Annotated in this window: 27 protein-coding genes; 20 read left to right on the plus strand and 7 right to left on the minus strand. The window is 71.4% G+C overall.

Going from position 1 to position 26618, the window contains the following annotated elements:
* Positions 1-133: 133 nt before the first annotated feature.
* Together IMZ11_RS10425 and IMZ11_RS10430 are read right to left on the minus strand one after the other, a co-directional pair.
* On the minus strand, positions 134-901 hold the full coding sequence (locus tag IMZ11_RS10425; RefSeq protein ID WP_228640019.1) for an ABC transporter permease: 768 nt from the start codon (positions 899-901) through the stop codon (positions 134-136).
* A 52-nt stretch (positions 902-953) separates the two neighbouring features.
* Entirely contained in the window at positions 954-1904 is a 951-nt protein-coding gene (locus IMZ11_RS10430; RefSeq protein WP_228640022.1) for an ABC transporter ATP-binding protein, read from the minus strand.
* 401 nt (positions 1905-2305) lie between these two features.
* Here IMZ11_RS10430 and IMZ11_RS10435 point away from each other — a divergent pair, with 401 nt between their 5' ends.
* From IMZ11_RS10435 to IMZ11_RS10475, 9 genes are all read left to right on the plus strand, one after another.
* Positions 2306-2998 carry a metalloregulator ArsR/SmtB family transcription factor gene (locus IMZ11_RS10435; protein WP_228640155.1) on the plus strand — a complete coding sequence of 231 codons (693 nt, stop codon included), beginning with the start codon at positions 2306-2308 and terminating at the stop codon, positions 2996-2998.
* On the plus strand, positions 2995-4407 hold the full coding sequence (sufB, locus tag IMZ11_RS10440; RefSeq protein ID WP_061255584.1) for a Fe-S cluster assembly protein SufB: 1413 nt from the start codon (positions 2995-2997) through the stop codon (positions 4405-4407). The genes IMZ11_RS10435 and sufB overlap by 4 nt, the downstream gene beginning before the upstream one ends.
* Positions 4407-5540: a Fe-S cluster assembly protein SufD gene (gene sufD / locus IMZ11_RS10445; RefSeq protein WP_228640024.1), complete on the plus strand. Its 1134-nt coding sequence runs from the start codon at positions 4407-4409 to the stop codon at positions 5538-5540. Before sufB ends, sufD begins: the two co-directional genes overlap by 1 nt.
* Positions 5537-5851 carry a non-heme iron oxygenase ferredoxin subunit gene (locus tag IMZ11_RS10450; protein ID WP_061255586.1) on the plus strand — a complete coding sequence of 105 codons (315 nt, stop codon included), beginning with the start codon at positions 5537-5539 and terminating at the stop codon, positions 5849-5851. Before sufD ends, IMZ11_RS10450 begins: the two co-directional genes overlap by 4 nt.
* Positions 5852-5854: 3 nt before the next feature.
* Positions 5855-6601, plus strand: coding sequence for a Fe-S cluster assembly ATPase SufC (gene sufC / locus IMZ11_RS10455; RefSeq protein ID WP_228640026.1), 747 nt, complete (start codon positions 5855-5857; stop codon positions 6599-6601).
* Positions 6601-7863 carry a cysteine desulfurase gene (locus IMZ11_RS10460; protein WP_228640028.1) on the plus strand — a complete coding sequence of 421 codons (1263 nt, stop codon included), beginning with the start codon at positions 6601-6603 and terminating at the stop codon, positions 7861-7863. Before sufC ends, IMZ11_RS10460 begins: the two co-directional genes overlap by 1 nt.
* Before the next feature lie 3 nt (positions 7864-7866).
* Positions 7867-8304 (plus strand): Fe-S cluster assembly sulfur transfer protein SufU, encoded by a 438-nt coding sequence (sufU, locus tag IMZ11_RS10465; protein ID WP_061255589.1) that lies wholly within the window; start codon positions 7867-7869, stop codon positions 8302-8304.
* A 28-nt stretch (positions 8305-8332) separates the two neighbouring features.
* Entirely contained in the window at positions 8333-8698 is a 366-nt protein-coding gene (locus IMZ11_RS10470; protein WP_228640031.1) for a metal-sulfur cluster assembly factor, read from the plus strand.
* Positions 8699-9252: 554 nt separating this feature from the next.
* Positions 9253-11352, plus strand: a complete 2100-nt coding sequence (locus tag IMZ11_RS10475; RefSeq protein ID WP_374462254.1) for a DEAD/DEAH box helicase — start codon at positions 9253-9255, stop codon at positions 11350-11352.
* A gap of 126 nt (positions 11353-11478) precedes the next feature.
* On the opposite strand, the gene IMZ11_RS10480 is transcribed toward IMZ11_RS10475, so the two are convergent.
* From IMZ11_RS10480 to IMZ11_RS10490, 3 genes are read right to left on the minus strand one after another with little or no spacing between them, the layout of a single operon-like run.
* The gene (locus IMZ11_RS10480) at positions 11479-12909 is read right to left on the minus strand and encodes an ABC transporter ATP-binding protein (protein WP_228640037.1); all 1431 of its coding nucleotides are present in this window, start codon (positions 12907-12909) and stop codon (positions 11479-11481) included.
* Positions 12798-13154, minus strand: coding sequence for a hypothetical protein (locus tag IMZ11_RS10485; RefSeq protein WP_228640040.1), 357 nt, complete (start codon positions 13152-13154; stop codon positions 12798-12800). Before IMZ11_RS10485 ends, IMZ11_RS10480 begins: the two co-directional genes overlap by 112 nt.
* Complete coding sequence (locus IMZ11_RS10490) at positions 13148-13360, minus strand: hypothetical protein (protein WP_228640043.1); 213 nt, start codon at positions 13358-13360, stop codon at positions 13148-13150. The genes IMZ11_RS10485 and IMZ11_RS10490 overlap by 7 nt, the downstream gene beginning before the upstream one ends.
* Positions 13361-13595: 235 nt before the next feature.
* Between IMZ11_RS10490 and IMZ11_RS10495 the strand changes: the two genes are divergently transcribed.
* The 3 genes from IMZ11_RS10495 to hisG all read left to right on the plus strand — a co-directional run bounded on the left by IMZ11_RS10495 (position 13596) and on the right by hisG (position 15835).
* Positions 13596-14573 (plus strand): acetylxylan esterase, encoded by a 978-nt coding sequence (locus IMZ11_RS10495; RefSeq protein WP_228640046.1) that lies wholly within the window; start codon positions 13596-13598, stop codon positions 14571-14573.
* Positions 14574-14654: 81 nt separating this feature from the next.
* Positions 14655-14918: a phosphoribosyl-ATP diphosphatase gene (locus tag IMZ11_RS10500; protein WP_061255594.1), complete on the plus strand. Its 264-nt coding sequence runs from the start codon at positions 14655-14657 to the stop codon at positions 14916-14918.
* A 71-nt stretch (positions 14919-14989) separates the two neighbouring features.
* A complete protein-coding gene (hisG, locus tag IMZ11_RS10505) occupies positions 14990-15835 on the plus strand; it encodes an ATP phosphoribosyltransferase (protein WP_228640048.1) in 846 nt (281 codons plus the stop codon).
* A gap of 173 nt (positions 15836-16008) precedes the next feature.
* On the opposite strand, the gene IMZ11_RS10510 is transcribed toward hisG, so the two are convergent.
* A complete protein-coding gene (locus IMZ11_RS10510; RefSeq protein ID WP_228640051.1) occupies positions 16009-17604 on the minus strand; it encodes a serine/threonine-protein kinase in 1596 nt (531 codons plus the stop codon).
* A gap of 164 nt (positions 17605-17768) precedes the next feature.
* Between IMZ11_RS10510 and IMZ11_RS10515 the strand changes: the two genes are divergently transcribed.
* Genes IMZ11_RS10515 through IMZ11_RS10530 form a run of 4 tightly spaced genes read left to right on the plus strand, consistent with a single transcriptional unit; the run spans position 17769 to position 21197 of the window.
* Positions 17769-18653: an ABC transporter ATP-binding protein gene (locus IMZ11_RS10515; protein WP_228640053.1), complete on the plus strand. Its 885-nt coding sequence runs from the start codon at positions 17769-17771 to the stop codon at positions 18651-18653.
* Positions 18653-19390, plus strand: a complete 738-nt coding sequence (locus IMZ11_RS10520; RefSeq protein ID WP_228640056.1) for an ABC transporter permease — start codon at positions 18653-18655, stop codon at positions 19388-19390. The genes IMZ11_RS10515 and IMZ11_RS10520 overlap by 1 nt, the downstream gene beginning before the upstream one ends.
* Entirely contained in the window at positions 19387-20580 is a 1194-nt protein-coding gene (locus IMZ11_RS10525; RefSeq protein ID WP_228640058.1) for a sensor histidine kinase, read from the plus strand. Before IMZ11_RS10520 ends, IMZ11_RS10525 begins: the two co-directional genes overlap by 4 nt.
* A gap of 11 nt (positions 20581-20591) precedes the next feature.
* Complete coding sequence (locus IMZ11_RS10530) at positions 20592-21197, plus strand: response regulator transcription factor (RefSeq protein WP_228640061.1); 606 nt, start codon at positions 20592-20594, stop codon at positions 21195-21197.
* A 119-nt stretch (positions 21198-21316) separates the two neighbouring features.
* Here IMZ11_RS10530 and IMZ11_RS10535 read toward each other — a convergent pair whose 3' ends face one another.
* Entirely contained in the window at positions 21317-22519 is a 1203-nt protein-coding gene (locus IMZ11_RS10535; protein ID WP_228640063.1) for an EAL domain-containing protein, read from the minus strand.
* A gap of 159 nt (positions 22520-22678) precedes the next feature.
* On the opposite strand from IMZ11_RS10535, the gene IMZ11_RS10540 reads away from it, so the two are divergent.
* The 4 genes from IMZ11_RS10540 (at position 22679) to IMZ11_RS10555 (ending at position 26616) form a co-directional block, all read left to right on the plus strand.
* The gene (locus tag IMZ11_RS10540; RefSeq protein ID WP_228640066.1) at positions 22679-23488 is read left to right on the plus strand and encodes an acVLRF1 family peptidyl-tRNA hydrolase; all 810 of its coding nucleotides are present in this window, start codon (positions 22679-22681) and stop codon (positions 23486-23488) included.
* Between the two features lie 241 nt (positions 23489-23729).
* Complete coding sequence (locus IMZ11_RS10545; protein ID WP_061255602.1) at positions 23730-25328, plus strand: ABC-F family ATP-binding cassette domain-containing protein; 1599 nt, start codon at positions 23730-23732, stop codon at positions 25326-25328.
* 114 nt (positions 25329-25442) lie between these two features.
* Positions 25443-25658 (plus strand): helix-turn-helix domain-containing protein, encoded by a 216-nt coding sequence (locus IMZ11_RS10550; RefSeq protein WP_061255603.1) that lies wholly within the window; start codon positions 25443-25445, stop codon positions 25656-25658.
* A 139-nt stretch (positions 25659-25797) separates the two neighbouring features.
* Positions 25798-26616 (plus strand): enoyl-CoA hydratase/isomerase family protein, encoded by an 819-nt coding sequence (locus IMZ11_RS10555; protein WP_228640069.1) that lies wholly within the window; start codon positions 25798-25800, stop codon positions 26614-26616.
* Positions 26617-26618 lie beyond the last annotated feature (2 nt).

Below are 26618 nucleotides of genomic sequence, written 5' to 3' on the forward strand. Positions count from 1 at the left end.
GAACCTATCGCCTCGGTTCGAGTCGCATGGCACCGAGGTCGGGCTCGTCCGCCGCGCTCGCCTCCGTGCCGTTCCTCTGTGCCGTTCCTCGGCGCCCTCCCGGGCGCCGCTCTCCAGGCCCTCTCCCGGGCGCCTACTCCCAGCGGAAGGTGCGGCCGGCCAGCCCGAGCGTGACCACGGCCCACACGAGCAACACGAGCACCGGGCCGGTGGGGCACCCGCCGCCGGAGGCCAGCACCGAGCGCATGCCGTTCGTCAGCGCGGTGATGGGCAGGAGCTCCAGGATCGGGCGGACGCCCTCCGGGAACGAGGCGACCGGGAACACGACGCCGCCGAGCCCCAGCAGGACGAGGTAGACGAGGTTGGCCGCGGCCAGCGTGGCCTCGGCCCTGAGCGTGCCGGCGATCAGCAGGCCGAGCCCGCTGAACGCGGCGGTGCCGAGCACGATGAGCAGTGCGATCCAGAGCGGGTCGCCGTGCGGGGACCATCCCATCAGCAGCGCGACCACGGTGATCACCGCGACCTGGATCACCTCGACGCCGAGGACCGCGGTGGTCTTGGCGAACATCAGCCCCGGCCGGGACAGGGGCGTGGCGCCCAGGCGCTTGAGCACGCCGTACCGGCGTTCGAACCCGGTGGCGATCGCCTGGCCGGTGAAGGCCGTCGACATGACCGCGAGCGCGAGCACGCCGGGGGTGACGAAGTCGACGCGGGTGCCGTCCACGCTGATCAGGGGCGCCCGTGAGAAGCCGACGAGCAGCAGCACGGGGATGATCAGGGTGAGCAGCAGTTGCTCGCCGTTGCGCAGCATGGCGCGCATCTCCGCGCCCGCCTGCGCCAGCACCATCCGCGGCAGCGGGGCCGCCCCCGGACGGGGGGCGAAGTCGAGCGTCGAGGTCATCACGTGGTCCGATCGGAGGGGGCCGGCCGCGCCTGGCCCCGCCTGAGGGGGGTCATCGCAGCTCCCGGCCGGTGAGTTCGAGGAAGACGTCTTCGAGGGTGCGCCGCTCGATGCTGAGGTCCTCGGTGGTGACGCCCTCGCTCGCGCACCACGCGGTGACCGTCGCGAGCAGTCCGGGGGCGACCTGACCCTCGATGATGTAGTGCCCGGCGGGCGACTCCTTGGCGGCGCTTCCCTGGGGCAGGGCGCTGAGCAGCTCGTCCAGGTTCAGCCCGGGACGGGCCCGGAACCGGAGCTGGCGCTCCGCGCCGGTCAGCGTCGCGGGGGTTCCGGTGGCGACGACCCGCCCATGGTCGATGATGATCACCTGGTCGGCGAGCTTCTCCGCCTCGTCCATGTAGTGCGTGGTGAGGACGACGGACACCCCTGCCTCGCGCAGGCCGGTGACGACGTCCCAGCAGGCGTACCTGGCCTGCGGGTCCAGGCCCGCCGTCGGCTCGTCGAGGAAGACCAGCTCCGGCCGCCCCACGATGGCCCCGACCAGCGACAGCCGCTGCTGCTGCCCGCCGGACAGTCGCCGGTACGGCGTACGGGCGTGCTCGCTCAGGCCGAGGCGGTCGAGGAGCGCGGCAGGGTCGAGCGGGTGCGCGTGGAAGCGGGCCATGAGGCGCAGCCACTCCCCGGCGCGCATCGCGGGCGGCACCCCTCCGCTCTGGAGCATCACGCCGACCCGCGCCTTCAGGGAGGAGTCGGACGGGTCGCGGCCGAGCACGCGCACGGAGCCCCCGTCCGGCCGGCGGAATCCCTCGCAGATCTCGATCGTGGACGTCTTGCCCGCGCCGTTGGGACCGAGGATCGCGGTGACCTCGCCGCGGGCGCAGGACAGCGTCAGCCCGTCGATCGCGGTGGTGCGACCGTAGCGTTTGACGAGGTCGCGCACCTCGACCGCGGGAGCGCTGGCCGCGTCTCCCGCGGATCGCGTGTTCGCGGCGTCCGGCATCATGGTTCTCCTGCCTGCCGTCCGCACCATGGCAGACACCGGGGCACACAGTGGCCGGCAGTCCCCACGCTACCGGCCTCCCCCCAGCCAGATGGGACACACTTCTTGACGAAACGAGTCTAGGGAGGCGACGGTGTGCCTCCGCCGCCGGAGGTCTCCTCGCGCGTGCCGGGGCCCGTCCGAGCAGGTTAGGTAAGGCTACCCTGCGTGACAAATTGCATTCCGGACGGCTCCCTCTTCATTTGTGGCGCGGGAAGGAATTACGGCACACTGATGTTGTGAAATACGTGCCCGGGAAGACGCACGCCGAGAACGCCGCCACCGCGCGGCGATCCGGCGCGTCCGAGAGCACAGCCGGGAACACGTCCGGGAACACGTCCGCCGCGAACGCCTCCGCCGCCCATCTGTCGGCCGAGCGGGGCACACGCGCGCGGGTCGCGCGTCTCATCCTGGAACACGGCCCGGTGACGGCCGCTTCCCTGGGCGAACGGCTGGGGCTCACGCCCGCCGCCGTCCGCCGTCACCTGGACGCGCTGCTCGCCGACGGGATGATCGAACCCCGTACGGCACGGCCGCGCGGCCAGCGGGGCAGGGGCAGGCCGGCGAAGCTGTTCGCGATCACCGACGCGGGTCGCAGCACCTTCGTCCACGCCTATGACGACCTGGCGGGCAGCGCGCTGCGCTTCCTGGCCGAGCGCATGGGCGACGAGGCCGTGTCCGAGTTCGCGCGGGCACAGGTGTCCGGCCTGGTCAGCAGACTGGAGTCGGTCATGCGCGAGGTCCCCGCCGACCAGCGGATCCGCGTGCTGGCCGAGGCGCTGTCCGCCGAGGGCTACGCGGCCTCGGCGACCGAGACGGGCAAAGGGGGCGAGCAGCTCTGCCAGCACCACTGCCCGGTCGCGCACGTGGCCGCGGCGTTCCCGCAGCTGTGCGAAGCCGAGACAGAGGCCTTCGGGCAACTTCTCGGCACACCGGTGCAACGACTGGCCACGATCGCCAACGGCGACGGGGTCTGCACCACACACGTGAGTTCTCACGCGTTGGCCGTACGGCACGCGCGTAGTCATGAAACGACGAGCAAGGAGTCCGGAAGGTGACTGTCACCGACCGCCCGGAGCTTGAAGGCCTCGGGAATTACAAGTTCGGCTGGGCCGACTCGGACGTGGCCGGAGCCGCGGCCCGCCGCGGTCTCTCCGAGGAGGTCGTCCGCAACATCTCCGCGCTCAAGAACGAGCCGGAGTGGATGCTGGACCTGCGCCTCAAGGGCCTGCGGCTGTTCGGAAAGAAGCCCCTGCCGACCTGGGGTTCGGACCTCACCGGCATCGACTTCGACAACATCAAGTACTTCGTGCGCTCCACGGAGAAGCAGGCCGCCTCCTGGGACGAACTGCCCGCCGACATCAAGAACACCTACGACAAGCTCGGCATCCCCGAGGCGGAGAAGCAGCGCCTCATCGCCGGCGTCGCCGCGCAGTACGAGTCGGAGGTCGTCTACCACAAGATCCGTGAGGACCTTGAGGAGAAGGGCGTCATCTTCGTCGACACCGACACCGGCCTCAAGGAGCACGAGGAGCTCTTCAAGGAGTACTTCGGCTCGGTGATCCCGGTCGGCGACAACAAGTTCGCCTCGCTGAACACCGCGGTCTGGTCCGGAGGGTCGTTCATCTACGTCCCGCCGAACGTCAACGTGGAGATCCCGCTGCAGGCCTACTTCCGGATCAACACCGAGAACATGGGCCAGTTCGAGCGCACCCTGATCATCGTGGACGAGAACTCCTACGTCCACTACGTCGAGGGCTGCACCGCGCCGATCTACTCGTCCGACTCGCTGCACTCCGCGGTCGTCGAGATCATCGTGAAGAAGGGCGCCCGCTGCCGGTACACGACCATCCAGAACTGGTCGAACAACGTCTACAACCTGGTCACCAAGCGCGCCGTGGCGTACGAGGGCGCGACCATGGAGTGGATCGACGGCAACATCGGCTCCAAGGTCACGATGAAGTACCCCGCCGTCTACCTCATGGGGGAGCGGGCCAAGGGCGAGACCCTGTCGGTCGCCTTCGCCGGTGAGGGCCAGCACCAGGACGCCGGCGCCAAGATGGTGCACCTCGCGCCGAAGACGTCGAGCACGATCGTGTCCAAGTCCGTCGCCCGCGGCGGCGGCCGCACCTCCTACCGCGGTCTCGTGCAGATCGAGGAGGGTGCCGCCGGGTCGGCCTCGACGGTGAAGTGCGACGCGCTGCTCGTCGACCAGATCAGCCGCTCCGACACCTACCCCTACGTCGACGTCCGCGAGGACGACGTCTCGATGGGCCACGAGGCCACGGTCTCCAAGGTCTCGGAGGACCAGCTCTTCTACCTCATGAGCCGCGGCCTGAACGAGGACGAGGCGATGGCGATGATCGTGCGCGGCTTCGTCGAGCCGATCGCCAGGGAGCTCCCGATGGAGTACGCCCTGGAGCTGAACCGCCTGATCGAGCTGCAGATGGAAGGGGCCGTCGGCTGATGGGTCTGGAAACGATGCCGGTGTCCAAGCTCCACGCGGAGTCCTCGTACGACCCGGCCGACTTCCCGGTGCCGACCGGCCGCGAGGAGGAGTGGCGCTTCACGCCGCTGTCCCGCCTCAAGGGACTCCACGACGGCACGGCCGCCCCCACGGGGAACGTCGTGATCGACGTGGCCGCGGCGCCCGAGGTCACCGTCGAGACGGTCGGCCGCGACGACGCCAGGATCGGCCAGGCGTACGTGCCGGCCGACCGGGTCAGCGCGCAGGCGTACGCCTCGTTCGAGAAGGCGACGATCATCACGGTGCCCCGGGAGGTCGTGGCCTCCCGGCCGACCGTGGTCAACGTGCGCGGCCTCGCGGAGGGCGCCGGCCACGGAGCGGCCTTCGGCCACATCCTGGTCAAGGTCGAGCCGATGGCCCAGGCGGTGCTGGTCCTGGACCACACCGGCGGCGCCGTCTACGCCGACAATGTCGAGTTCGCGATCGGCGAGGGCGCCACCCTCAAGGTCGTCAGCCTGCAGGACTGGGCCGACGGCGCCGTCCACGTCTCCCACCACCACGCGCAGCTGGGCAAGGACGCGACGTTCCGGTCCTTCGTGGTGACCCTCGGCGGCGACCTCGTACGGCTCTCGCCGTCCGTGTCGTACAGCGCGTCGGGCGGCGACGCCGACCTGACCGGCCTCTACTTCGTGGACGCCGGGCAGCACCTGGAGCACCGCCTATGGGTCGACCACGCCGTGCCCAACTGCCGCAGCAACGTGACCTACAAGGGTGCGCTGCAGGGCGAAGGAGCGCACGCCGTGTGGATCGGCGATGTGATCATCCGGGCCGAGGCCGAGGGCACCGACACCTACGAGCTCAACCGGAACCTCCTCCTCACCGACGGCGCCCGCGCCGACTCGGTGCCGAACCTGGAGATCCTCACCGGCGAGGTCGCCGGGGCGGGCCACGCCTCCGCATCCGGCCGTCTCGACGACGAGCACATCTTCTACCTGCAGGCCCGCGGCATCCCGTACGACGAGGCCAGGCGCCTCGTGGTGCACGGCTTCTTCGCCCAGCTCCTGGAGAAGATCGAGGTCGAGGAGATCCGCGAGCGCGTGCTGTCCGCGGTGGAGGCGGAGCTCGCGCGATGAGTTTCGAGAAGGTCTGCAAGGTCAGCGACATCCCCGACGACGGCGCCCTGGGCGTCGAGGTCGGGGAGACCCCGGTCGCGCTCGTACGCACCGGCGGTGAGGTCTTCGCGCTGCACGACGTGTGCTCGCACGCCGAGGTGAAGCTGAGCGAGGGCGACGTCTACGACCACACCCTCGAGTGCTGGCTGCACGGCTCGTGCTTCGACCTGCGCAGCGGCAAGCCCACCGGCCCGCCGGCCACCAAGCCCGTGAACGTCTACCGAGTCAAGATCGACGGCGATGACGTGTACGTCTCGCTCTCGAAGGAGTAATACGTGTCAACCCTTGAGATTCGTGACCTGCACGTCGCCGTCGGCGACAAGGAGATCCTCCGCGGGGTCAACCTGACCGTCAGCGCGGGCGAGACGCACGCCATCATGGGGCCCAACGGCTCCGGCAAGTCCACTCTCGCCTACGCGGTCGCGGGGCATCCGAAGTACACCATCACCTCCGGCAGCGTGCTGCTCGACGGTGAGGACCTGCTGGCCATGTCGGTGGACGAGCGCGCCCGCGCCGGCCTGTTCCTCGCGATGCAGTACCCCGTCGAGGTCCCCGGCGTCAGCGTCTCCAACTTCCTGCGCTCGGCCGTCACCGCGGTCCGCGGCGAGGCCCCGAAGCTCCGTGACTTCGCCAGGGACCTGAAGAACGGCATGGACGCCCTGTCCATCGACTCGGCCTTCGCGCAGCGCAACACCAACGAGGGCTTCTCCGGCGGTGAGAAGAAGCGGCACGAGATCCTCCAGCTCGAGCTGCTCAAGCCGAAGATCGCCGTCCTGGACGAGACCGACTCGGGCCTCGACGTCGACGCGCTGCGCGTCGTCTCCGAGGGCATCAACCGGTTCCGCGCCTCCGGCGACACCGGCGTGCTGCTGATCACCCACTACACCCGCATCCTGCGTTACGTGCAGCCCGAATTCGTGCACGTCTTCGCCGGCGGCCGGATCGTCGAGGAGGGCGGCCCCGAGCTCGCCGACAAGCTGGAGGACGAGGGATACGAGGCCTACGTGAAGGCGTCCGCGTAATGAGCGTTCCGAGCTTCGACGTGGAGAGGGTCAGGAAGGACTTCCCGATCCTCTCCCGCGAGCTGCCCGGCGGCCGGCCCCTGGTCTACCTCGACTCGGGCAACTCCTCGCAGAAGCCCAACCAGGTGATCGACACGATGCGCGAGCACCTGGCCCAGCACTACAGCAACGTCGGCCGGGCCCTGCACGCGCTCGGCAGCGAGTCCACCGAGGCGTACGAAGCCGCCCGTGACAAGGTGGCCGGGTTCATCGGCGCGCCGTCGCGGGACGAGGTCATCTTCACGAAGAACGCCTCCGAGGCGATCAACCTGGTCGCCTACGCCTTCGGCAACCCCGTGAACACCGACGACAGGTTCCGCGTCGGCCCCGGCGACGAGATCGTCATCACGGAGATGGAGCACCACTCCAACATCGTGCCGTGGCAGCTGCTCGCGCAGCGCACCGGCGCGAAGCTGCGCTGGTTCTCCGTCACGGACGAGGGACGCCTCTCGCTGGACGACCTCGACGAGCTGGTCAACGAGCGCACGAAGATCGTCTCGATCGTGCACCAGTCGAACGTGCTCGGCACGGTCAACTCGATCTCCCCGATCCTGGCGCGGGCCCGCGAGGTCGGCGCGCTGATGATGGTCGACGCCTCCCAGTCGGTGCCCCACCAGCGGGTGGACGTGGACGACCTCGACGTCGACTTCGTCGCCTTCACCGGGCACAAGATGGTCGGCCCGTCCGGCATCGGCGTGCTCTGGGGCCGCCGTGAGCTGCTCGACGCCATGCCGCCGTTCCTCGGCGGCGGCGAGATGATCGAGGCGGTCTGGATGGACCGCTCGACCTACGCCCCGCTGCCGCACAAGTTCGAGGCGGGGACGCCGCCGATCGTGGAGGCCGTCGGCCTCGGCGCCGCGGTCGACTACCTCACGTCGATCGGCATGGACGCGATCAAGCAGCACGAGAGGGAGCTCACCGGCTACGCCCTGGAGGCGCTGCGGGAGATCCCGGGGCTGAGGATCATCGGTCCGCGCACGGTCATCGCCCGTGGCGGCACGGTCTCGTTCACCTTGGAGGGCATCCACCCGCACGACGTCGGCCAGATCCTGGACGACGTGTTCGGCGTGGCCGTCCGGGTAGGACACCACTGCGCCCGCCCGCTTCACCTGCGGTTCGGAATTCCGGCGACCACGCGGGCGTCGTTCTACCTGTACAACACGACGGCCGAGATCGACGCTCTGGTTCGCGGCCTCCACCATGTCCAGAAGGTGTTCGGCTGAGCCATGATCGCTGAATCCATGTACCAGGAGCTGATCCTGGAGCACTACAAGCATCCGCAGGGCCGCGGGCTGCGTGAGCCGTACGACGCCGAAGTGCACCACGTCAACCCGACCTGCGGTGACGAGGTCACCCTGCGGGTGAAGCTGGGCGACGGCGGCAAGGTCCTGGACGTCTCCTACGACGGCCAGGGGTGCTCGATCAGCCAGGCCGCCGCCTCCGTCCTGTACGAGCTCGCCACCGACTCCACGGTCGAGGAGTCCCTCTCCGTCGTCGACGAGTTCACCCGGCTCATGCAGGGCCGGGGCCAGGTCGAGGCGGACGAGGACGTCCTCGGTGACGCCGTGGCCTTCGCCGGCGTGGCCAAGTTCCCCGCCCGGGTCAAGTGCGCGCTGCTGTCCTGGATGGCCTACAAGGACGCGGTACTGCGGAGCCAGGCGTGACCCCTCGAACGAACGTAAGGAGGATGGCGTGAGCAAGCCGACCGAGACCCCCACGGCGACGTTCGACGGAGAGACCTCCCTCGACGACGTCCTGGAGGCGCTGAAGGACGTCGTGGACCCCGAGCTCGGGATCAACGTGGTCGATCTCGGCCTGATCTACGGAGTGAACCTCGACTCCGCCGGTGAGGGCGAGCAGCCGATCGCCACGATCGACATGACGCTGACCAGCGCCGCCTGCCCGCTGACCGACGTCATCGAGGACCAGGCCAACTCGGCCCTCGCCGACCTCGTGTCCAGCGTCGTGATCAACTGGGTGTGGCTTCCGCCGTGGGGCCCGGACAAGATCACCGACGAGGGGCGCGAGCAGCTCCGCATGCTGGGGTTCAACGTCTGAACCCGGGTCGTACAGCCCTTGAGGGGCCGCGACGGCCGATCATCCGGCCGATCCACCGATGGTGCCGCGTCACGCACGATGAGGCGGCACCATCGGCATGATCGGCCGACCGGTCGGCCGTGTTCAGCCGTGCGCCGGGGACGTTCGTCGTGATGTTGACGTCCCGGGAATGGTGTATGGTTGCATCTCGTTATGCCCGAAGCGACTTGAATGACGGTGTCCGTGACAAGGCCGCTCGCGTCGACGCGAGTGCCCTGCACGTCTGCGGGAACGCCGAAGTCGCCGGTTTGACCGCAGTGCCGCATCACCAACGCGCAGATCGCGTGGCACTGCCGCCCGACGCAGGGGCCAGCCCGCCGGATGAATCGGCGGCGCCGGACTTTGTGTCCGTCCAGGAAAGCAGTCCTGGAAGCTCCGCCCTGAACACCCCTGCGTCCGAATGAATGTATGAAGTACGGCCACGCCGTACCCGTCCTGGCTCGTCCTTTCGCAGAAGTGACGCGCCCCCGTGTTTCGACACGTCATCTTCGATGAAAGGCACGAACCTCGTGACCATGCTTGACGCTGGCCATATTTCCCCCGATTCGTCGGTGGATTCCTCCACGGATTCCTCCACGGTCTCCTCCGCGCCGTCCGAGGCCCCCGACGCCGAGCAGGCGAACGGCTTCGCGCTGCTCGGCCTGCCGAGGCCGCTTGTCTCCGGGCTGGCCAGGGAGGGCATCACCGCGCCGTTCCCCATCCAGAGCGCGGCCATCCCCGACGTGCTCGCCGGACGTGACGTGCTCGGCCGGGGCCAGACCGGCTCCGGCAAGACGCTCGCCTTCGGCCTGCCCACCATGGCCCGCATCGCCGGGGAGCGCGCGCTGCCCAAGCGCCCGCGCGCCATTGTCCTCGTGCCCACCCGTGAGCTGGCCCTGCAGGTGGCCGACGCCTTGGAGCCGCTCGGCCGGGGCTTGTCGCTGCGTACCAGGACCGTCGTCGGCGGCATGTCCATGGGCAGGCAGATCGAGGCGCTGCGGCGCGGCGTCGAGATCGTCGTGGCCACCCCCGGGCGCCTGACCGACCTCATGGAGCAGGGCGAGTGCTCGCTCCAGGACGTCCAGGTCACCGTGCTCGACGAGGCCGACCACATGTGCGACCTCGGCTTCTTCCCCGTGGTGAGCGCGATCCTCGACGCCACCCCCGCCGACAGCCAGCGGCTGCTCTTCTCCGCCACCCTCGACGGTGACGTGGACAAGCTGGTCCAGCGCTTCCTCACCGACCCGGTGACGCACTCGCTGGCCCCGGCGACCTCCTCGGTCGAGACCATGGAGCACCACCTCTTCCAGGTCCACAGGGACGACAAGGTCGACGTGACGGCCGAGATCGCCAACCGCGAGGGCCGTACGATCCTGTTCGTCCGCACCCAGCACGGTGTGGACCGGGTCGTCAAGCAGCTCGCCCGGGTCGGCATCCGCGCCGGCGGCCTGCACGGAGGCAAGCGGCAGAACCAGCGCACCCGCATCCTCGGGGAGTTCCGCGAGGGCAACGTGAGCGTGCTCGTCTGCACCGACGTCGCCGCCCGCGGCATCCACGTCGACGACGTCAGCCTCGTGCTGCACGTCGATCCTCCGATGGACCACAAGAGCTACCTGCACCGCGGCGGTCGTACGGCCCGCGCGGGCGAGAGCGGCAGCGTCGTGACGCTCGTCATGCCGAACGAGCGCCGCTCCACCGACGCGATGACCCGGCGTGCGGGCATCAGCCCGTCGCGCCACCGGGTCCGCCCCGGTGACTCGGTGCTCACCGAGGTCGCCGGCGCGCGTCAGCCCAGCGGCGAGGCGATCCCCGTGTGGGAGCCCGACGTGCGCAAGCCGCTGCGTCCGCGCCGTGAGGGCCAGGGCGGAGAGGGCCGTTCCCGCCGCTTCGGCGACCGCCGCGACCGCCGGTTCGACCGCGACGGCCGGCCGGGCCGCGACGGTGGACGGCGCTTCGAGGGCCGGGGGAGTGACGAGCGCGATTCCGAGAACCGTGCCGCCGAGCACACCGGCGCCGAGAACCGGGGCTTCGAGAGCCGGGGCCAGGAGAACCGCTCCTTCCAGGGCAGGGAGTACGGAGGGGCCCGCGACGGAGCGCGCCCGTTCCGTGGCGACCGTGACAACCGTCCGTTCCGTGGCGACCGTGACGGCGGCTCCTACCGGGGCGATCGGGAGAGCCGTCCCTTCCGTGGCGACCGCGACGGCGGTTCGTTCCGTGGCGACAGCCAGGGCTCCTACCAGGGAGACCGTCCCGCCTACCGTGGTGACCGTGACGGCGGTTCGTTCCGCGGCGACCGTGACGGCGGCGACAACCGCCGCTACCAGGGGGACCGCTCGCGCGGTTCCTTGAGCGACAACCGGGGTTCGTACGGCGGCTTCCGGGGCGACCGGTCGCGTGGAGGGAACGGCGAGGGCCGCCCGGACCAGCGTGGCGCCGGCTTCCGTGAGGGCGACCGCACCGGGGACCGCAGCGGGGCTCCCCACGAGGGCCACCGTGATCACCGTGACGGTTACCGCGGCGAGCGCCGCCCGGATAGCCGAGGCGACTTCCGCGCTCCGCGCGGCGGCGGCTTCCGCCAGGGCGGCCGTCCGGGCGGTCGCGCCGGAGGCCACTCCGGCAACCGTTCCGGCCACTGAGCACACACCGTTCGACCCGGCAGGCGCCGGTGTCCCGCAGGGGGCACCGGCGCCTGCCGCGTTTCGGCGGACCCGCCTGACGGCACACCCTCTCCGGGCCCGGACCCGGCGTGATGGACGACAGGCTCAGTCGCCGTGCCAGGAGCGCCAGAGGCCGGCGTAGGTCCCGCCCGCGGACACCAGGTCGTCATGGGGGCCGAGTTCGGTGATCACACCGGCGTCCGTCACCGCGACCCGGTCGGCGTCGTGCGCCGTGTGAAGCCGGTGCGCGATGGCGATCACGGTGCGCCCGTCCAACCGGTACGCGGCTTCCCCCAGGTCGGTGTCGAGGCCGTCCGGCAGCTCGTCGGCCCAGCGGGCGCCGACGGTGGCGAGCGCGGCGCGCAGCCGGTCGTCGTCCGCGTCCGGCGCGGCGATCAGGTGCACCACCACGTCCGCCTGTTCCAGCACGAAGGGCGAGGTGCTGGTGACGACGGTGGTCAGGCCGGCGCGCGCGGTACGCAGCCGGGCGGCCAGCACGGCCTCCGTGTGGGCGTCGACCGCCGAGGTCGGTTCGACGGCCAGCAGCACCTCCGGTCCGGCGCACAGCGCCCGGGCGAGCCGGAGCCGCTGGCGTTGTCCCCCGGACAGGCTCAGGCCCCGGGCGGCGACGACCGAGTCGAGACCGTCGGGCAGCGCGTCCACGATGTCCGCGGCGGCCGCCGCGTGGATCGCGGCCCCCACGGCCGAGTCCTCGGGGTGGCCCCTGCCGCTCACCACCTCGCGGACGGTTCCGGCGAACAGATCGGCGTCGTTGTCCGCGACCAGGATGCGCTCGCGGACCTGGGCCAGGGGGACCGCGTCCAGCCGCACGCCGCCCCAGAGGACATCGGAGTCCTCGAACCGGCCGATGCGCTCGACCACAGACGCGGCGTCCGCGGGGCGCGCGCCGGTGAGCACAATGAACAGGCCCGGCGGCACCTCGACGCCGGAGACGGGATCGTGGAGCACGGCCGGGCCCGCGGGCGCGTCCGCGGTGGTGGCGGGGCTCGTCCGGCCGGGTGCCAGAGCGAGGAATCCGGTGACCCGCCGGGCGGCGACCACTCCGCGGGCCAGGTTGGAGCCACCCATGATGAGGACGGTCATCGGAATGGCCAGCATCGCGACGTACCCGTAGGCCGCGACCAGATCGCCGATGGTGAGCGATCCCTCGGCGGCCATCCGGGCGCCGAGCCAGGTGACCAGCGCGAGGAAGAGCAGGGGCAGCCCGCCGCCGAGCGCGCCGACCCAGCTGGTGGCGGCGCCCACCCGGTAACCCTCCTGGCACAGCTCGCGCGAGTGCCGCCGGTAGCGGTCGGCGTGCGTCTCCTTGCCGCCCAGACCGTTGAGCACCCGCAGGCCGGCCACCACGTCCACCAGCCTGGCGGCCAGCGCGCCCTGCCGCTCCCGGTAGTCGTCCCCGGCGCTCAGAACCCGGCCCAACAGGGGCCCGATGACGACGGCGAGCAACGGCGCACCGGCGAGTACCACGAGGGCGAGCGTGAGGGAGATGTCCGCGAGCACGAATGCGACGACCACGTACCCGACGACGGCGCCGATCCCGGACCGGCGACGGACATCGCCTGGGAGATCGTCCGCGCGTCGCTCAGGCCGATCGCCACCACCTCACCGGTCGCGACCCGGCGGGGCAGCGTGTCGCCGAGCCGGAACGACTGGTCCATGATCGCCCGCACGGTACGGAACATCGCGTCCATCCGGACCTTCGTCGTCGTCCGGTGTTGTGCCATGCCCAGCAGGGCGGTTCCCGCCCCCGCGGTCAGCATCGCGGCCGTCCAGCCCGCCAGCGCCCGGGAGTCGTGGGCGGATAGGCCGCGTCGACGGCACGGGAGAGCAGGTACGGCGGTAGGGCCATGGTGACCATCCACGCGCTGCTCAGCAGCGACCCGGTCAGGATGCGGCGCTTCTGGCGGATCGTCAGCCACAGGAGGAACCGCACCGGCCCTCGGATCTTCGCGTCAGGGGATGTCACCGGCGAAGGTTAGTGGCGGGCGGAGGGGTGATCAACGCATTATCGCGCCCGCTCACGCTCCCGCCGGATGAGAGGTTCGCCCTCTGAGCCGCCCGGATCATGAACGACCATGCTCGGCCGTCGTTCCTGTACGGTTCCACGTCACCGGGATCACGCGCGACGCGCGCTCCCGGCACGTCCGCGTCACCCGGGATCCCCACCCGTGTGCGTCTGTCGCAAGTCGTAAGGAGCCCCCTTGTTCGTCGACCTGCCGCTCGACCAGCTCCGTGCCTACCTGCCCGAACGCGGCGAGCCCGCGGACTTCGACGACTTCTGGGAGCGCACGCTGTCGGAGTCACGGGCGCATGATCTGGCGGCGACCTTCACCCCGTACGACGCCCACCTCGCACGCGTGGACGTGTACGACGTGACCTTCGCGGGCTTCGGCGGGCACCCGATCAAGGGATGGCTGCTCACCCCCGCGTCCCCGGAGGGGCCGCTGCCGTGCGTCGTCGAGTTCATCGGCTACAACGGCGGGCGCGGCCTGCCGCACGAGTGGCTGCTGTGGCCCTCGGCGGGATACGCCGCCTTCGTGATGGACACGCGGGGCCAGGGCGGCGGGTGGCGGCAGGGCGACACACCCGATCCGGCCCCGGGGACCGGTCCCGAGACGGCGGGGAAGCTGACGCGTGGCGTGCTCGACCGCGACGATTACTACTACCGGCGCCTGTACACCGACGTCGTACGCGCCGTCGAGGCGGCCAGGGCGCATCCCGCCGTGGACGCGGAGCGGATCGCCGTCGCGGGCGGCAGCCAGGGCGGCGGCATGGCACTGGCCGCGGCCGCGCTGGCCCCGCGAATCGGCGCGGACATCTCCTACGCTTTCGTCGACGTGCCGTTCATGTGCCACATCCGCCACGCCGTGGAGATCACCGACGCCCTGCCGTACGGGGAGCTGAGCCGGTTCTGCGCGGTCAACCGGGACAGGGCCGAGGACGTCTTCGCCACTCTCGCCTACTTCGACGGGACGAACTTCGCGGCCAGGGCGACGGTGCCCGCCCGGTTCTCCGTCGGGCTGCGCGACGAGGTGACCCCGGCCTCGACCGTGTTCGCCGCCTACAATCACTACGCCGGTGCCAAGGACATCTCGATCTGGCCGTTCAACGGGCACGAGGGCGGCCAGTCCCTCCAGGCCTTGGAACACCTGAGGATCGCCAGAAAGATCTTCGGCTGACGCGGACGGGTGGCGCGATGCGGCTGGTCGTACGGACCGACTACGCTGGTTCCGCATCGCCCGACGACCCTGAAAGAGATCATGAAGACCTTCGAAGAGCTGTACGCCGAGCTGTCGGAGAAGGCGCGCACCCGGCCAGAGGGCTCGGGCACCGTGGCCGCGCTGGACGCCGGGGTCCATGCCATCGGTAAGAAGGTCGTCGAGGAGGCCGCCGAGAGCTGGATGGCGGCCGAGCACGAGTCCACGGATCGGGCGGCGGAGGAGATCTCCCAGCTGCTCTACCACGTGCAGGTCCTCATGCTGGCGCGCGGCATCGGGCTGGACGAGGTCTACAAGCATCTCTAGGCCGCCCACCGGGTGGCCTGAATGCGTTCCGTGACCTCGTCATCCGCATCCCGAAGGGTTTCTGCCACACCATGTTGCGTCTCGCCGTACCGAACAAGGGCGCGCTCGCCGATGCCGCCCAGACCATCCTGAAAGAGGCCGGATACCGTCCGCGCAAGGACAGCAAGGAACTCGTGGTCATCGACCCCGAGAACTCCTGCGAGCTGTTCTTCCTGCGTCCCCGCGACATCGCCGTCTACGTGGGCGAGGGCACGCTCGACGCGGGCATCACCGGCCGCGACATGCTGTTCGACTCGGGCGCCCCGGCCGAGGAGGTCGTCCCGCTCGGCTTCGGCGGGTCCACGTTCCGCTTCGCCGCCCCCGCCGGGCGGTACGGCAGCGCCGCCGACCTGTCCGGCCTGCGGATCGCCACCTCCTACTCCGGCCTCCTCGGCAAATACCTGGCCGACGAGGGCATCGACGCCCGGGTGATCAAGCTCGACGGCGCCGTGGAGACGGCCATCCGGCTGGGCGTCGCGGACGCCGTCGCCGACGTCGTCGAGACCGGCACCACGCTCCGCAACGTCGGCCTGGAGGTCTTCGGCGAGCCCATCGCCCACTCCGAGGCCGTGCTCATCAAGCGGAGCGGCGCCCCGGAGACGAACGGCTTCCAGCAGCTCATCCGGCGGCTGCAGGGCGTCCTGGTCGCCCGCGACTACGTCATGATGGACTACGACATCCGCGCCGAGCGCATCGACGAGGCCATCACGATCACGCCGGGCGTCGAGGGGCCGACGGTGTCCCCGCTGCACCGCGAGGGGTGGGTGGCGGTCCGCGCCATGGTGCCGCGCAAGGGCCACCAGCAGATCATGGACCAGCTCTGGGAGATCGGCGCGAAGGCCATCCTGGTCACCGCCATCTACGCCTGCCGTCTCTGACGCTCCGGCGCCGCGGTGACGGGCCGGCCGCGCGCGCCCTCGTCCAGGGGGAGCGTGTGGCCGGGTTCACCATCGGGCGGATGGAACGTTTCCTGTTCGCCGGTACCCGCGGCCCCGCCAGGCACGTCGTCCTCGGCGGCGCCCGCCGCTGAGCCCGTCCGGGTCGTCCGCGGTCAGCGCCTCGGGCCCGACAGGAGGCCGGACCGGTTCAGATAGTCGATCAACGGTCCGCTGGAGGCCAGCCGGCCCTTGCGCTGAGCCTTGCTCAGCGTCCTGCCGAGGTCCCGCAGTTTCTTCTGGACCTTCCTGGGCTCCCCGTCCGCGAGCTCCTCCCGGATCTCCTCGATCTCCTCGCGTACCTTCTCCGCCGTGTCGGAGTCGATGCCGTGCTGCCGCTCCTGGGCGGTCAGGGCGCTCTCCAGTCCGGCCAGCCACGCCTGAGGACCGCTCGCGGTCCTGCTCGGCGAGGGAGACGGCGCGGCGGACGGCGTCGTGGACGGGCTCTGCCGGGTGGGGGAGGGCGTCGTGGCGACCCCCGTACTCATCGCGGCGGGGGAGGCGCCGGGCGACGGCGTCGACGAGGGGGACGCGAGCCACACCACCGCCACGACGGGGAGGACCGCGGCCGCCGCGATCATCGCGCCCTTGCGCCGGGACATCCCGCCACGCGTCGCCCGCCCACCCGGTCCCCCGTGTACGGAGGTCCCGTGTAAGGAAGGGGCGGACAGGGACGGCTGGTACGCGGTCGGCCCTCCATACGCGGTCGACCCCCCGTACGCGGTGGACCCGCCGGGTCCGGTCGGCCCTCCATACCCGGTCGGTCCTCCGTACGCGAGAGGGCCGAGCGGGGACGCAGCGGGTGGCCAGGCGGCGGGCGGGACGCCGACGTCGTGCGACGCGGCGCCTCCCACGTCGAGCACCGCGGTGTCGCCCGCCCGCGCCGGGCGCGGGTCCACGCGCATCCGGGCGACCACCTCTCCGGCGGCCGGTCGGGCACGGGGCTCCTTGTCCAGCAGCGCCAGCACCAGCGCCTCCAGCTCGACCGGAAGGTCGGGCCGGTAGCGGCGCAGCGGAGCCGGAGCCTGTTGGACGTGTTGGAAGACCAGCTCGGTCGAGCTCCCGGCGAACGGCGGGTGGCCGCACAGGAGCTCGTAGCACACGCAGCCGAGCGCGTACATGTCGCTGGCGGCGTCCCCGGGCCGGCCCATGATCTGCTCTGGGGACAGGTACGCCGCGGTGCCGACGATCATGCCGACGGCGGTCAGCCGGCCCGCCGCCTCGTCCGCCAGCCGGGCGATCCCGAAGTCGACCACCTTGAGCTGGCCGTCCTCGGTCAGGTGCAGGTTCGCGGGCTTGACGTCGCGGTGCACCACCCCGGCCCGGTGCGCGGCGTCCAGGCCGATCGCGGCCTGTGCCGCGAGACGGCGGACCTCGTCCACCCCGAGCGGCCCGCGCGCCGCCAGTTCCTCGGCCAGGCTCCGCCCGGAGAGCAACTCCATCACAAGGAACGGGCGCCCGCCCTGCTCGCCCACGTCGTACACGCTGACCACGTTGGGGTGCACCACCCGCGCGGCGGTGCGGGCCTCCTGGGCGAACCGCGCCCGCATCGACGGGTCGGACGCCTCGGCCGCGAAGATCTTGACCGCCACGGGCCAGTCGCGGTGCAGGTCGCGGCCGCGCCACACCTCGGCCATCCCGCCCCGGCCGATCAGCGCGTCCAGGCGGTAGCGGTCGCCGAGCACGGAGGTGTTCCCTGCCGAGCCGTTCACCGCGACCAGACTCCCAACAAATCACCGCCAAAGGATGCAAGACACCCTAACGGAGCGATCAAGGGGTCCGGCCCGGCATCGCGCGGGGAGCCTGACAAATGTCACGGAGAAGGCCGGAGGTATGGAACTGCCGGTCCGCGCCGCACGCCTCTAGCGTCGAGGACATGGACGCCATCTCCTTCTCCGGAGTCACCAGGACCTACGGGGACGTGCTCGCGGTCGACGGGCTGGACCTCGACATCCCGGCGGGCCGCACGGTCGCCCTGCTCGGACCGAACGGCGCCGGCAAATCCACCGCGATCAACATGCTGCTCGGCCTGCTCCGCCCCACCAGCGGCGAGATCAAGGTCTTCGGCGACACCCCGTCGCGTGCCGTCGCGCGCGGCCGCGTCGGCGCGATGCTCCAGGAGGGCTCGCTGATCCCCGAGCTGACCGTCGCGGAGACCGTCGGATTCGTCCGCGGCCTCTACCCCGACCCCCTCCCCTTCGACGAGATCCTGCGCATGGCCGACCTCACCGACCTGGCCGGACGCCGGGCCGACCGGCTGTCCGGCGGGCAGACCCAGCGGGTGCGGTTCGCCCTGGCCGTCGCGGGCGCCCCCCGGCTCCTCGTGCTCGACGAGCCCACCGCCGCCATGGACGTCGAGTCGCGCCGCGCCTTCTGGGACTCCATGCGGACGTACGCGGCGCGCGGCCACACGGTCCTGTTCGCCACGCACTACCTGGAGGAGGCCGACCAGAACTCCGACCGGGTCGTCGTCATCGCACGCGGGCGGGTCGTCGCCGACGGCACGGCCGCCGAGATCAAGGCCGGGGCCGGTGGCCAGGCGGTGAGCTTCACGCTGGGCGCCCAGCCCGCCGCCGGCCTCGACGCGCTTCCCGGCGTCGTCGCGATCGAGATAGCGTCGGGCCGCGCCGTACTCAGGACGAGCGACGCCGACGCCACCGTCGACGCGCTCTATCGAAAGACCACTCTCGACGTGCACGGGCTCCGGATCGACGGAGCCGATCTCGAAGACGCCTTCCTCGCACTCACCCAGGAGTCCTGATGCCGGAGCACGTCAAGATCGAGGCGCTGCGGATGCTGCGCAACAAGCGTTACGCCATCTTCGTCGTGGCGTTCCCCGTCGGCTTCTACCTGCTCTACGCCAATCTGTGGGGCGACCAGGTGGACGACACGACGGGACTGAAGGCCGGCGTCGTCCTCATGGTCTCCATGGCCGCCTACGGCGCGCTCGCGTCCTCGATGATGTCCACGGCGGTGCCCTGGGCGCAGGAACGCGAGAGCGGCTGGCTGCGCCAGCTCCAGATCACCCCGCTCCCCAGGTGGTCGATCATCGTCACCAAGCTGATCGTCTCCCTGCTGCTCACGCTGCCCTCGCTCGTGCTCGTCGGCCTCGCGGCCGTGCTCACCCAGGGCGTCTCGCTCCCGCCGGGGCAATGGGCCGGGCTGGTCCTCGCGATGTGGCTCGGCGTGATCCCGTTCGCCGCGCTCGGTCTGACGATCGGCTCGCTGGTACGGGCCGACACCGCCCAGCCGCTCGCCATGATCTGCATGTTCGGGCTCGCCCTGCTGGGCGGCCTCTGGTTCCCCATCGACATGATGCCCTCGGCCATGAAGGCGATCGCGCACGCGCTGCCGTCGTACGACTACGCCACCATCGGCTGGAACATCGTCGCGGGCCAGGCGCCCCCGGCCTCCGCGGTTCTCGGCATCCTCGGCTGGGGCGCCGTCCTGGCCGCCTTCGCGCTCTACACCTACCGGCGGGCAACCGTACGCGCATGACCGGGAGGCTGGACGGTGTCTTCACGTTCGGCGTGGAGAAGGGGCGGGGATCACGCCTGCGGCGCCTGATGGGCGTCTCGTTCGGCTTCGTGTACCTCGTCTATCCGGTGGCCGACATCGTGACGGGAAAGGTGGGCGGAGCGGGGGCGGCCTGGCAGCTCGCCGCGCTCGCCGCGTTCGTGACCACCTACGTCGCCGCCGTCCTCAGCCCCGGGGACTACGGCGACCGCGGCAGGTGGACGGTCCCGCTGATGGCCGTGACCACCGCGATGGCGATCGTGTTCCCGCTCCTGTTCGGAGGCGGCTGGACGGCGCTGCCGATCTACGTCACCGTGATGCTCTCCATGGCGCTGCCGCTGCGCCCCGCCCTGGTCGCCATGGCCGTGATGGCCCTGGTCGTCCTCGTCGACAGCCGGCTCGCGGGCGCGGACGCGGAGACGATCGTGCTGCTCGTCGTGCAGGTGTGGACGCTCGGGATCCTGTTCGCCAGCGTGCGGAACACCCGCATGCTGGTGCTCCGCCTCGAGGACGCGCAGCGGGAGGTGGCCCGGCTGGCGGCGGGGGAGGAGCGGCTCCGCATCGCACGGGACCTGCACGACCTGCTCGGGCACAGCCTGTCGCTGATCGTGCTCAAGAGCGAGCTGGCCGGGCGACTGGCCGAGCAGGGGTCGGACCGTGCGGCCCGGGAGATCGCCGACATCGAGTCCGTGGCGCGGCAGGCGCTGGTCGAGGTGCGCGAGGCCGTCACCGGCTACCGCAGGCGGGGATTCTCCGAGGAACTCGACGGCGCCCGCGCGGCGCTCACCGCCGCCGGGCTGCGGGTGGCCGTCCGGATCTCCGGCACCCCGCTCCCGGACGGCCTGGACGGCCTCTTCGGCTGGGCCGTACGCGAGGCGGTCACCAACGTCGTACGGCATGCCCGCGCGACCCGCTGCGAGATCGGAGTGGCCCACGACGGCTCGGGCGCGGTCCTGGAGGTCACGGACGACGGCGACGCCGGGCCGTACGAGCCGGGCAGCGGTCTGCGCGGCCTGGCGGAGCGGGTCCGCGCGGAGGGAGGCGTCATGGAGGCGGGGCCGGTCCCGAGCGGCTTCCGGTTGAGGATCACCGTGCCCGGTCCGGCCGCCGGTCCCGCGACGGCGGACCCTGGCGCCCCGGGAGGCCGGGACTCCGGCGTCCCGGCCGTCTAGGCTCGGGCGACATGATCCGCGTCATCCTGGCCGAGGACCAGGCGATGGTGAGAGGGGCCCTGGCGTCCCTGCTGGACCTGGAGCCGGACATCGAGGTCGTGGGGGAGGCCGCCACGGGCGAGGAGGCCGTCGCCGTCGTCGCGCGGGTCCGCCCCGACGTCGCCCTTCTGGACATCGAGATGCCCGGGATGGACGGCATCGCCGCCGCCGCGGAGATCCGCGACCGGGTGCCCGGATGCCGGGTGATGATCCTGACCACATTCGGCCGCCCGGGATACCTGCGCCGGGCGATGGAGGCCGGCGCCGCCGGGTTCCTGGTCAAGGACAGCCCCGCGCGCGATCTGGCGGTCGCGATCCGCCGTGTGCTGGGCGGCGAGCGGGTGATCGACCCCGGGCTGGCCGCCGCCGCGCTGAGCGCCGGGCCGAACCCCCTCTCGCAGCGGGAGCGCGACGTGCTGGCCGTGGCGGCGGACGGTTCGACGATCGCGGACATCGCCCGAGCGTTGCACCTGTCCGAGGGCACGGTGCGCAACTACCTCTCCTCGGCCATCCAGAAGACCGGCGCGCGCAACCGCATCGAGGCCGTGCAGCGGTCGCGGCTGCAGGGCTGGCTCTGACCCGCGGTCCGCGCGCGGCGGACCACACGATCGCACGGTCACGCGGCAACGGCGGTCGCACGGCCACGCAGTCGCGCGGCCACGCGGCCACGCGGCAACGCGGCAACGCGGTCGCACGGTCAGCGGGACGACGACGGAATGGTGGCGACGTGGCGGATCAGGTCGCCGACGCGGACGATGCCCATGCAGCGGCCGACCTCGTCGACCACGACCAGGTCGTCGTAGACGCGGGTCGCGTCCCGGCCCGCGAGCTGCATGGCGGCGATCGCCGGTGTGGTCCTGGGGACCGTCCTGGTGGTGTCGGCCAGGCGTCTGGCCGGTTTCTTGGCGTGCAGCGCGTGGCCGTACGCGCCGGCCATGAAGAGCAGGAAGCGGCTCCGGTCGACGCTGCCGACCGGCCGCTGGTACTCGTCCACCAGGATGACGCTGGTGATCGACGGCTCGGAGCCGAAGGCCGCGACGACGTCCTCCGCCGTCGCCTCGGAGGACAGCGTCACCGCCGGGAGCAGCAGCTCCTGGACTCGCGGCCCGAGCAGCGCGGCCACGGGCGTGGTGTCCGGGACGGGCAGCGGGACGTGCAGCTGGACCCGTCCGCTGGACGGCTTCCAGTCGATCGGCGCGAGCAGCGGGCCCTGGGCGAGCCGGATCCCCCATCCGCGCGTCGCCGCGAGCTGGGCCTCGTCCCGCAGGCCGGGGGCGAGCACGTGCGCGCCGAGGGCGCGCGCCACCCCCACGAGCGACTCGGCGAGCGCGCTCCTGCGCGGATCGCGTGGCACCCGGTCCACGAGGTCGCGGGCCAGCACGATCACGTACGGCGACGCGTCGGCGAGCAGGTCGAGGGGCAGGTGCGCGCTGCCGAGCCCGCCGAAGGCGACGAGGTATCCGGCGGCGCGCAGGCCGTCGATCCCGGCGAGGAGCGCTCTCCGGTCCGCCGCCGGGATCTCTCCCTCGATCACGAGGATCAGTTCGCGCGGCCGCCTGCCCGAGACGCGTACCGCCTCGTGCAGCGGGGCGAGGCCGCCGGACCCGCCGATCACCGCGCGGGCCGGGATCGGCAGCACGAGGGGGAGCAGGGCCTCCGCGCGTGACGCGGCGAGCAGGCCCCGCACGGTGCTGGAGATGTCGGACGGCGCGAGCCCGGGGACGTCGCCCGCCGCGACCTCGACGGCGATGACGCCACCGGTGTCGAGGTCGACGATCGGCAGGAAGACCGGAGCGGGAGCGTGGCCGGGACCCGGGGGATCCGCGGCGAAGGAGCCGGACGCGGTGACGTCCGGGGCGGACTGGGCGAGCGGCGCCGCGAAGGGAAGAGGGACCGACACGGTTGAATTGTGCTGTTCCTCTATCGGTGACAGGAGTGACGCGAAACGAAGTTCACCGACTTTTCCCCTACCGTTCTGTCGGGATATATCACCCCTGGTCCGGCGGCCGTGACAGGGCCGGACACGGCGCGGCGCGGTCTCGGGATAGCCTCGGGTCCCATGACGGCACGACCGGCGGCGGGCGGGGGCAGATGGGTGACGGTCGCCCCCGAACGCGTCGAGCGCTGGATCGAGGGCTTCACGGCCCGCCACGGCGCCGCCGAGGTGACGGCCACCCCCGATCTCGTACGGCTGACCGCGGCCGGTGGGGCGGTGGCCGAATGCCACGTGCCGTTCCCGCCCCTGGCCGTCCAACCCGGCGAGCCCTCGGGACGGCCGTTCGGCGCGTCTCCCGGACAGCCGATCGCCGAGACGCCCGGACACCCCCTCGAATCTCCCCTCGCACATCCGCTCGTACATCCGTTCGGACATCCACCCGACCGGTTCCTCGGGGTGAGCGAGGCGGTGGCGGCGCTCGCCGCGCACGCGCGGCGCGACCGCCTGGTGGGCGTCCTCCTGGTACGGCTCGGCGGCTACGCCGCGGGCGTGTTCGACGGAGAGCGGCTGGTGGCCTCCAAGGTCGGCTCCCGGCAGGTCCACGGACGCAGCGCGGCGGGAGGGTGGTCCCAGCAGCGGTTCGCCCGGCGCAGGGAGAAGCAGTCCGGCGAGGCGCTGGGGGCGGCGGCCGAGGTCGCCGCGCGGGTGCTGCTGCCGTACGCGGGGGATCTGGAGGCCGTCCTGCTCGGCGGCGACCGGCGGGCGATCGACGGGGTGCGCGGCGACCGGCTCCTGGCACCGCTCCTCGCCCTCGAACGCGAGCCGTTCCTCACGGTCCCCGATCCCCGGCTGGCCGTGCTGCGGGAGACACCGGGGCTGTTTCGCGCGGTCCGCGTCCGCGTCCTCGACCAGGGAGCGTCCGGCGGCGCGTAGCAGTGGTGTGACGCATCCGCTGAACCGGTACAGGCTCCGGCGATGTCCTCCAACGCCTGGCGAACCGGGCTTCGCGGCCGTGAGACCGGAGGTCACCGGCGGACAGGCCGTACACTGGGCGGTATGCGCGCTCCCGATTGATCATCTCCCCGAGTTCGCGCGGATCCGTTCTCGCACTCGCCGGCCATCCGTGCGACCACGCGCCGGTCCTGACCCCATCACACGGGATGTTCCCCTAATCATGATCATTGCTACTGACGTCGAGCTGCGCGCCGGGTCCCGGCTGCTCATCGAGGGCGCCTCGTTCCGGGTGAATCCCGGAGACAAGATCGGCCTCGTCGGCCGCAACGGCGCCGGCAAGACCACGCTGACCAAGGTGCTCGCGGGCGAGGGCATCCCCGCCGCCGGCTCGGTCACCGCGGCCGGCAGCGTCGGCTACCTGCCCCAGGATCCCCGCTCCGGCGACCTGAGCACCCTCGCCCGCGACCGGATCCTGTCCGCGCGCGGTCTGGACGAGGTGCTGCGCGAGCTGCGGGCCGCCGAGCTCGGCATGGCCGCCGACGACTCGCGCACCCGCGACCGCGCGGTCCGCGCGTACGGCCGGCTGGAGGACCGCCTGCACGTGCTTGGCGGCTATGCCGCGGAGTCGGAGGCGGCCTCGATCGCCTCCAGCCTCGGACTGCCCGACCGGGTGCTCACCCAGCCCCTGGAAACCCTCTCCGGAGGGCAGCGCCGCCGGGTCGAGCTGGCCCGGATCCTCTTCAGCGGAGCCGAGACTCTCCTGCTTGACGAGCCGACAAACCACCTCGATGCGGACTCGATCGGGTGGCTTCGTGATTTTTTACGATCCCACCAGGGCGGCTTGGTGATCATCAGCCATGACGTCAACCTCCTTGAAGCGACGGTAAACCGCGTTCTGCACCTCGACGCCAACCGCTGCGTGGTCGACACCTACAATGTCGGCTGGAAGGCCTACCTCGCCCAGCGCGAGACCGACGAGAAGCGCCGCAAGCGCGAGCGGGCCAACGCCGAGAAACAGGCCTCAGTGCTGCTCTCGCAGGCCGACCGGATGCGGGCCAAGGCCACCAAGGCCAAGGCCGCGCAGGACATGGAGCGCCGGGCCCGGCGCATGCTGGCCGGGGTGGAGGGCGAGCGGCGCAGTGACCGGGTCGCCAAGCTCCGCTTCCCCGAGCCCGCCCCCTGCGGCAAGACCCCGCTGACCGCCACCGGGCTGTCGAAGTCGTACGGCTCGCTGGAGGTCTTCACAGACGTGGACGCCGCCGTGGACCGGGGCTCCCGCGTGGTCATCCTGGGCCTGAACGGTGCGGGGAAGACCACGCTGCTGCGCCTGCTCGGCGGCATCGAGACGCCCGACACCGGCGAGGTCAGGCCGGGTCACGGCCTCAAGCTGGGCTACTACGCCCAGGAGCACGAGACCCTCGACCCGGACCGCACGGTCCTGGAGAACATGCGCTCCGCGGGCCCCGATCTCGCCGACGTCGACCTGCGCAAGGTGCTCGGCTCGTTCCTGTTCAGCGGGGACGACGTGGACAAGCCCGCGGGGGTCCTGTCCGGCGGGGAGAAGACGCGACTCGCCCTGGCGACGCTGGTGTTGTCGAGCGCCAACGTGCTACTTCTGGACGAGCCCACCAACAACCTCGATCCGGCCTCGCGGGACCAGGTCCTGTCGGCGCTGCGGTCCTACGCCGGCGCCATCGTGCTCGTCACGCACGACGAGGGAGCCGTCGACGCACTTCAGCCGGACAGGGTGATCCTGCTGCCCGACGGAGTAGAGGACGCCTGGAGCGACGAATTTTCCGATCTTGTGGCCCTCGCCTGATCTTAATTTGAGCGGGTAGGGATCTTTTCCCGCCGAGTAGGTAGCCGATCCCGCCGAAATGACTGATCATGGCGTGAGTAACGCTGCGGAAGTCTGGCACTACAGGAGGTACTCGTGGCCGAGACTCTGAAGAAGGGCACCCGGGTGACCGGGGCCGACCGTGAAAAACTGGCCAGCGATCTCAAGAAGCGGTACGCCGCGGGTGAGAGCATCCGCGCGCTGGCCGCTTCGACCGGCCGGTCCTACGGGTTCATCCACCGCATCCTGAGCGAGTCCGGTGTGGCTCTGCGCGGGCGCGGCGGGGCGACCCGAGGGAAGTCCAAGCGCTAGAGATCCGCCTCGCAACGCGCGCGACCGCAGCCGCACGTTCCCGCATGCCGGGCGGTCCTGTCAGGAGCCATCCGAACGATATTCGGTAGGCTCGGGGTGGGACCGCGGAGACCACTCGACCGGGATGTAGGAGCTGAGGATGGCGGAAGCGACACTTGGGGGGAGCACGGAGGCGATCTCGGCGACTGAGCTCGCGGAGATCGGACTGCGCTTTGAGGTGGACGGCGAGATCGCGACCATCACCCTGGACCGGCCGGAACGGCGCAACGCCCAGACGTTCGCCACCTGGTCGGCACTGACCCGGATCGGGGACAATCTCCCGGATCAGGTACGGGTGGTCGTGGTCCGTGGTGAGGGGCCGTCCTTCTCAGCGGGCATCGACCTGCGCATGTTCACGCCCGAAGGGGTGCCGGGGCAGGGGTCGTTCGGCACGGTCGCCGGGCTCGACGACGCGGCCTTCGAACAGGCGGTCGCGCGGGCCCAGCGCGGGTTCCTGTGGCTCCGCCGGCCCGGCATCGTCTCCATCGCCGCCGTCCAGGGCCATGCGATCGGGGCCGGGTTCCAGCTGGCGCTCTCCTGCGACCTGCGGATCGTCGCGGAAGACGTCATGTTCTGCATGAAGGAGCCGGCGCTCGGGCTGGTTCCCGATCTCACCGGCACCAAGCCGCTCGTCGACATCGTCGGCGTGCCTCGGGCCATCGAGATCTGCCTGACCGCCCGCACCGTCGGCGCGCAGGAGGCGTTCCGGCTCGGCCTGGCCGAGCTGGTGGTTCCCGGTGAGGAGCTGCCGCAGGCCGTACGCGACCTCGCGGCCGCGCTGCTCAGTACGAACAGGGACGCCGCGACGGCGACCAAGCGGCTGCTTCAGGGGGCTCCCGGCCGGACCCTGGAGGAGCAGGCCGCCGCCGAGCGTGCGGAACAGGCGGTCCGGATCCGCGCCCTGTTCGCCTCCAGCTGACG

Source organism: Microtetraspora sp. AC03309, assembly GCF_020826795.1.
In the GTDB taxonomy this organism is placed as follows: Bacteria; Actinomycetota; Actinomycetes; order Streptosporangiales; family Streptosporangiaceae; genus Microtetraspora; species Microtetraspora glauca.

Bases quoted from the DNA above. Each gene is read 5' to 3' on its own strand.
- IMZ11_RS10425 (WP_228640019.1), bottom strand. From the start codon at position 901: ATGACCTCGACGCTCGACTTCGCCCCCCGTCCGGGGGCGGCCCCGCTG.
- IMZ11_RS10430 (WP_228640022.1), bottom strand. From the start codon at position 1,904: ATGATGCCGGACGCCGCGAACACGCGATCCGCGGGAGACGCGGCCAGC.
- sufD (WP_228640024.1), top strand. From the start codon at position 4,407: ATGGGTCTGGAAACGATGCCGGTGTCCAAGCTCCACGCGGAGTCCTCG.
- IMZ11_RS10450 (WP_061255586.1), top strand. From the start codon at position 5,537: ATGAGTTTCGAGAAGGTCTGCAAGGTCAGCGACATCCCCGACGACGGC.
- IMZ11_RS10460 (WP_228640028.1), top strand. From the start codon at position 6,601: ATGAGCGTTCCGAGCTTCGACGTGGAGAGGGTCAGGAAGGACTTCCCG.
- sufU (WP_061255589.1), top strand. From the start codon at position 7,867: ATGATCGCTGAATCCATGTACCAGGAGCTGATCCTGGAGCACTACAAG.
- IMZ11_RS10475 (WP_374462254.1), top strand. From the start codon at position 9,253: ATGCTTGACGCTGGCCATATTTCCCCCGATTCGTCGGTGGATTCCTCC.
- IMZ11_RS10485 (WP_228640040.1), bottom strand. From the start codon at position 13,154: ATGCTGACCGCGGGGGCGGGAACCGCCCTGCTGGGCATGGCACAACAC.
- IMZ11_RS10500 (WP_061255594.1), top strand. From the start codon at position 14,655: ATGAAGACCTTCGAAGAGCTGTACGCCGAGCTGTCGGAGAAGGCGCGC.
- hisG (WP_228640048.1), top strand. From the start codon at position 14,990: ATGTTGCGTCTCGCCGTACCGAACAAGGGCGCGCTCGCCGATGCCGCC.
- IMZ11_RS10515 (WP_228640053.1), top strand. From the start codon at position 17,769: ATGGACGCCATCTCCTTCTCCGGAGTCACCAGGACCTACGGGGACGTG.
- IMZ11_RS10520 (WP_228640056.1), top strand. From the start codon at position 18,653: ATGCCGGAGCACGTCAAGATCGAGGCGCTGCGGATGCTGCGCAACAAG.
- IMZ11_RS10525 (WP_228640058.1), top strand. From the start codon at position 19,387: ATGACCGGGAGGCTGGACGGTGTCTTCACGTTCGGCGTGGAGAAGGGG.
- IMZ11_RS10530 (WP_228640061.1), top strand. From the start codon at position 20,592: ATGATCCGCGTCATCCTGGCCGAGGACCAGGCGATGGTGAGAGGGGCC.
- IMZ11_RS10540 (WP_228640066.1), top strand. From the start codon at position 22,679: ATGACGGCACGACCGGCGGCGGGCGGGGGCAGATGGGTGACGGTCGCC.
- IMZ11_RS10545 (WP_061255602.1), top strand. From the start codon at position 23,730: ATGATCATTGCTACTGACGTCGAGCTGCGCGCCGGGTCCCGGCTGCTC.
- IMZ11_RS10555 (WP_228640069.1), top strand. From the start codon at position 25,798: ATGGCGGAAGCGACACTTGGGGGGAGCACGGAGGCGATCTCGGCGACT.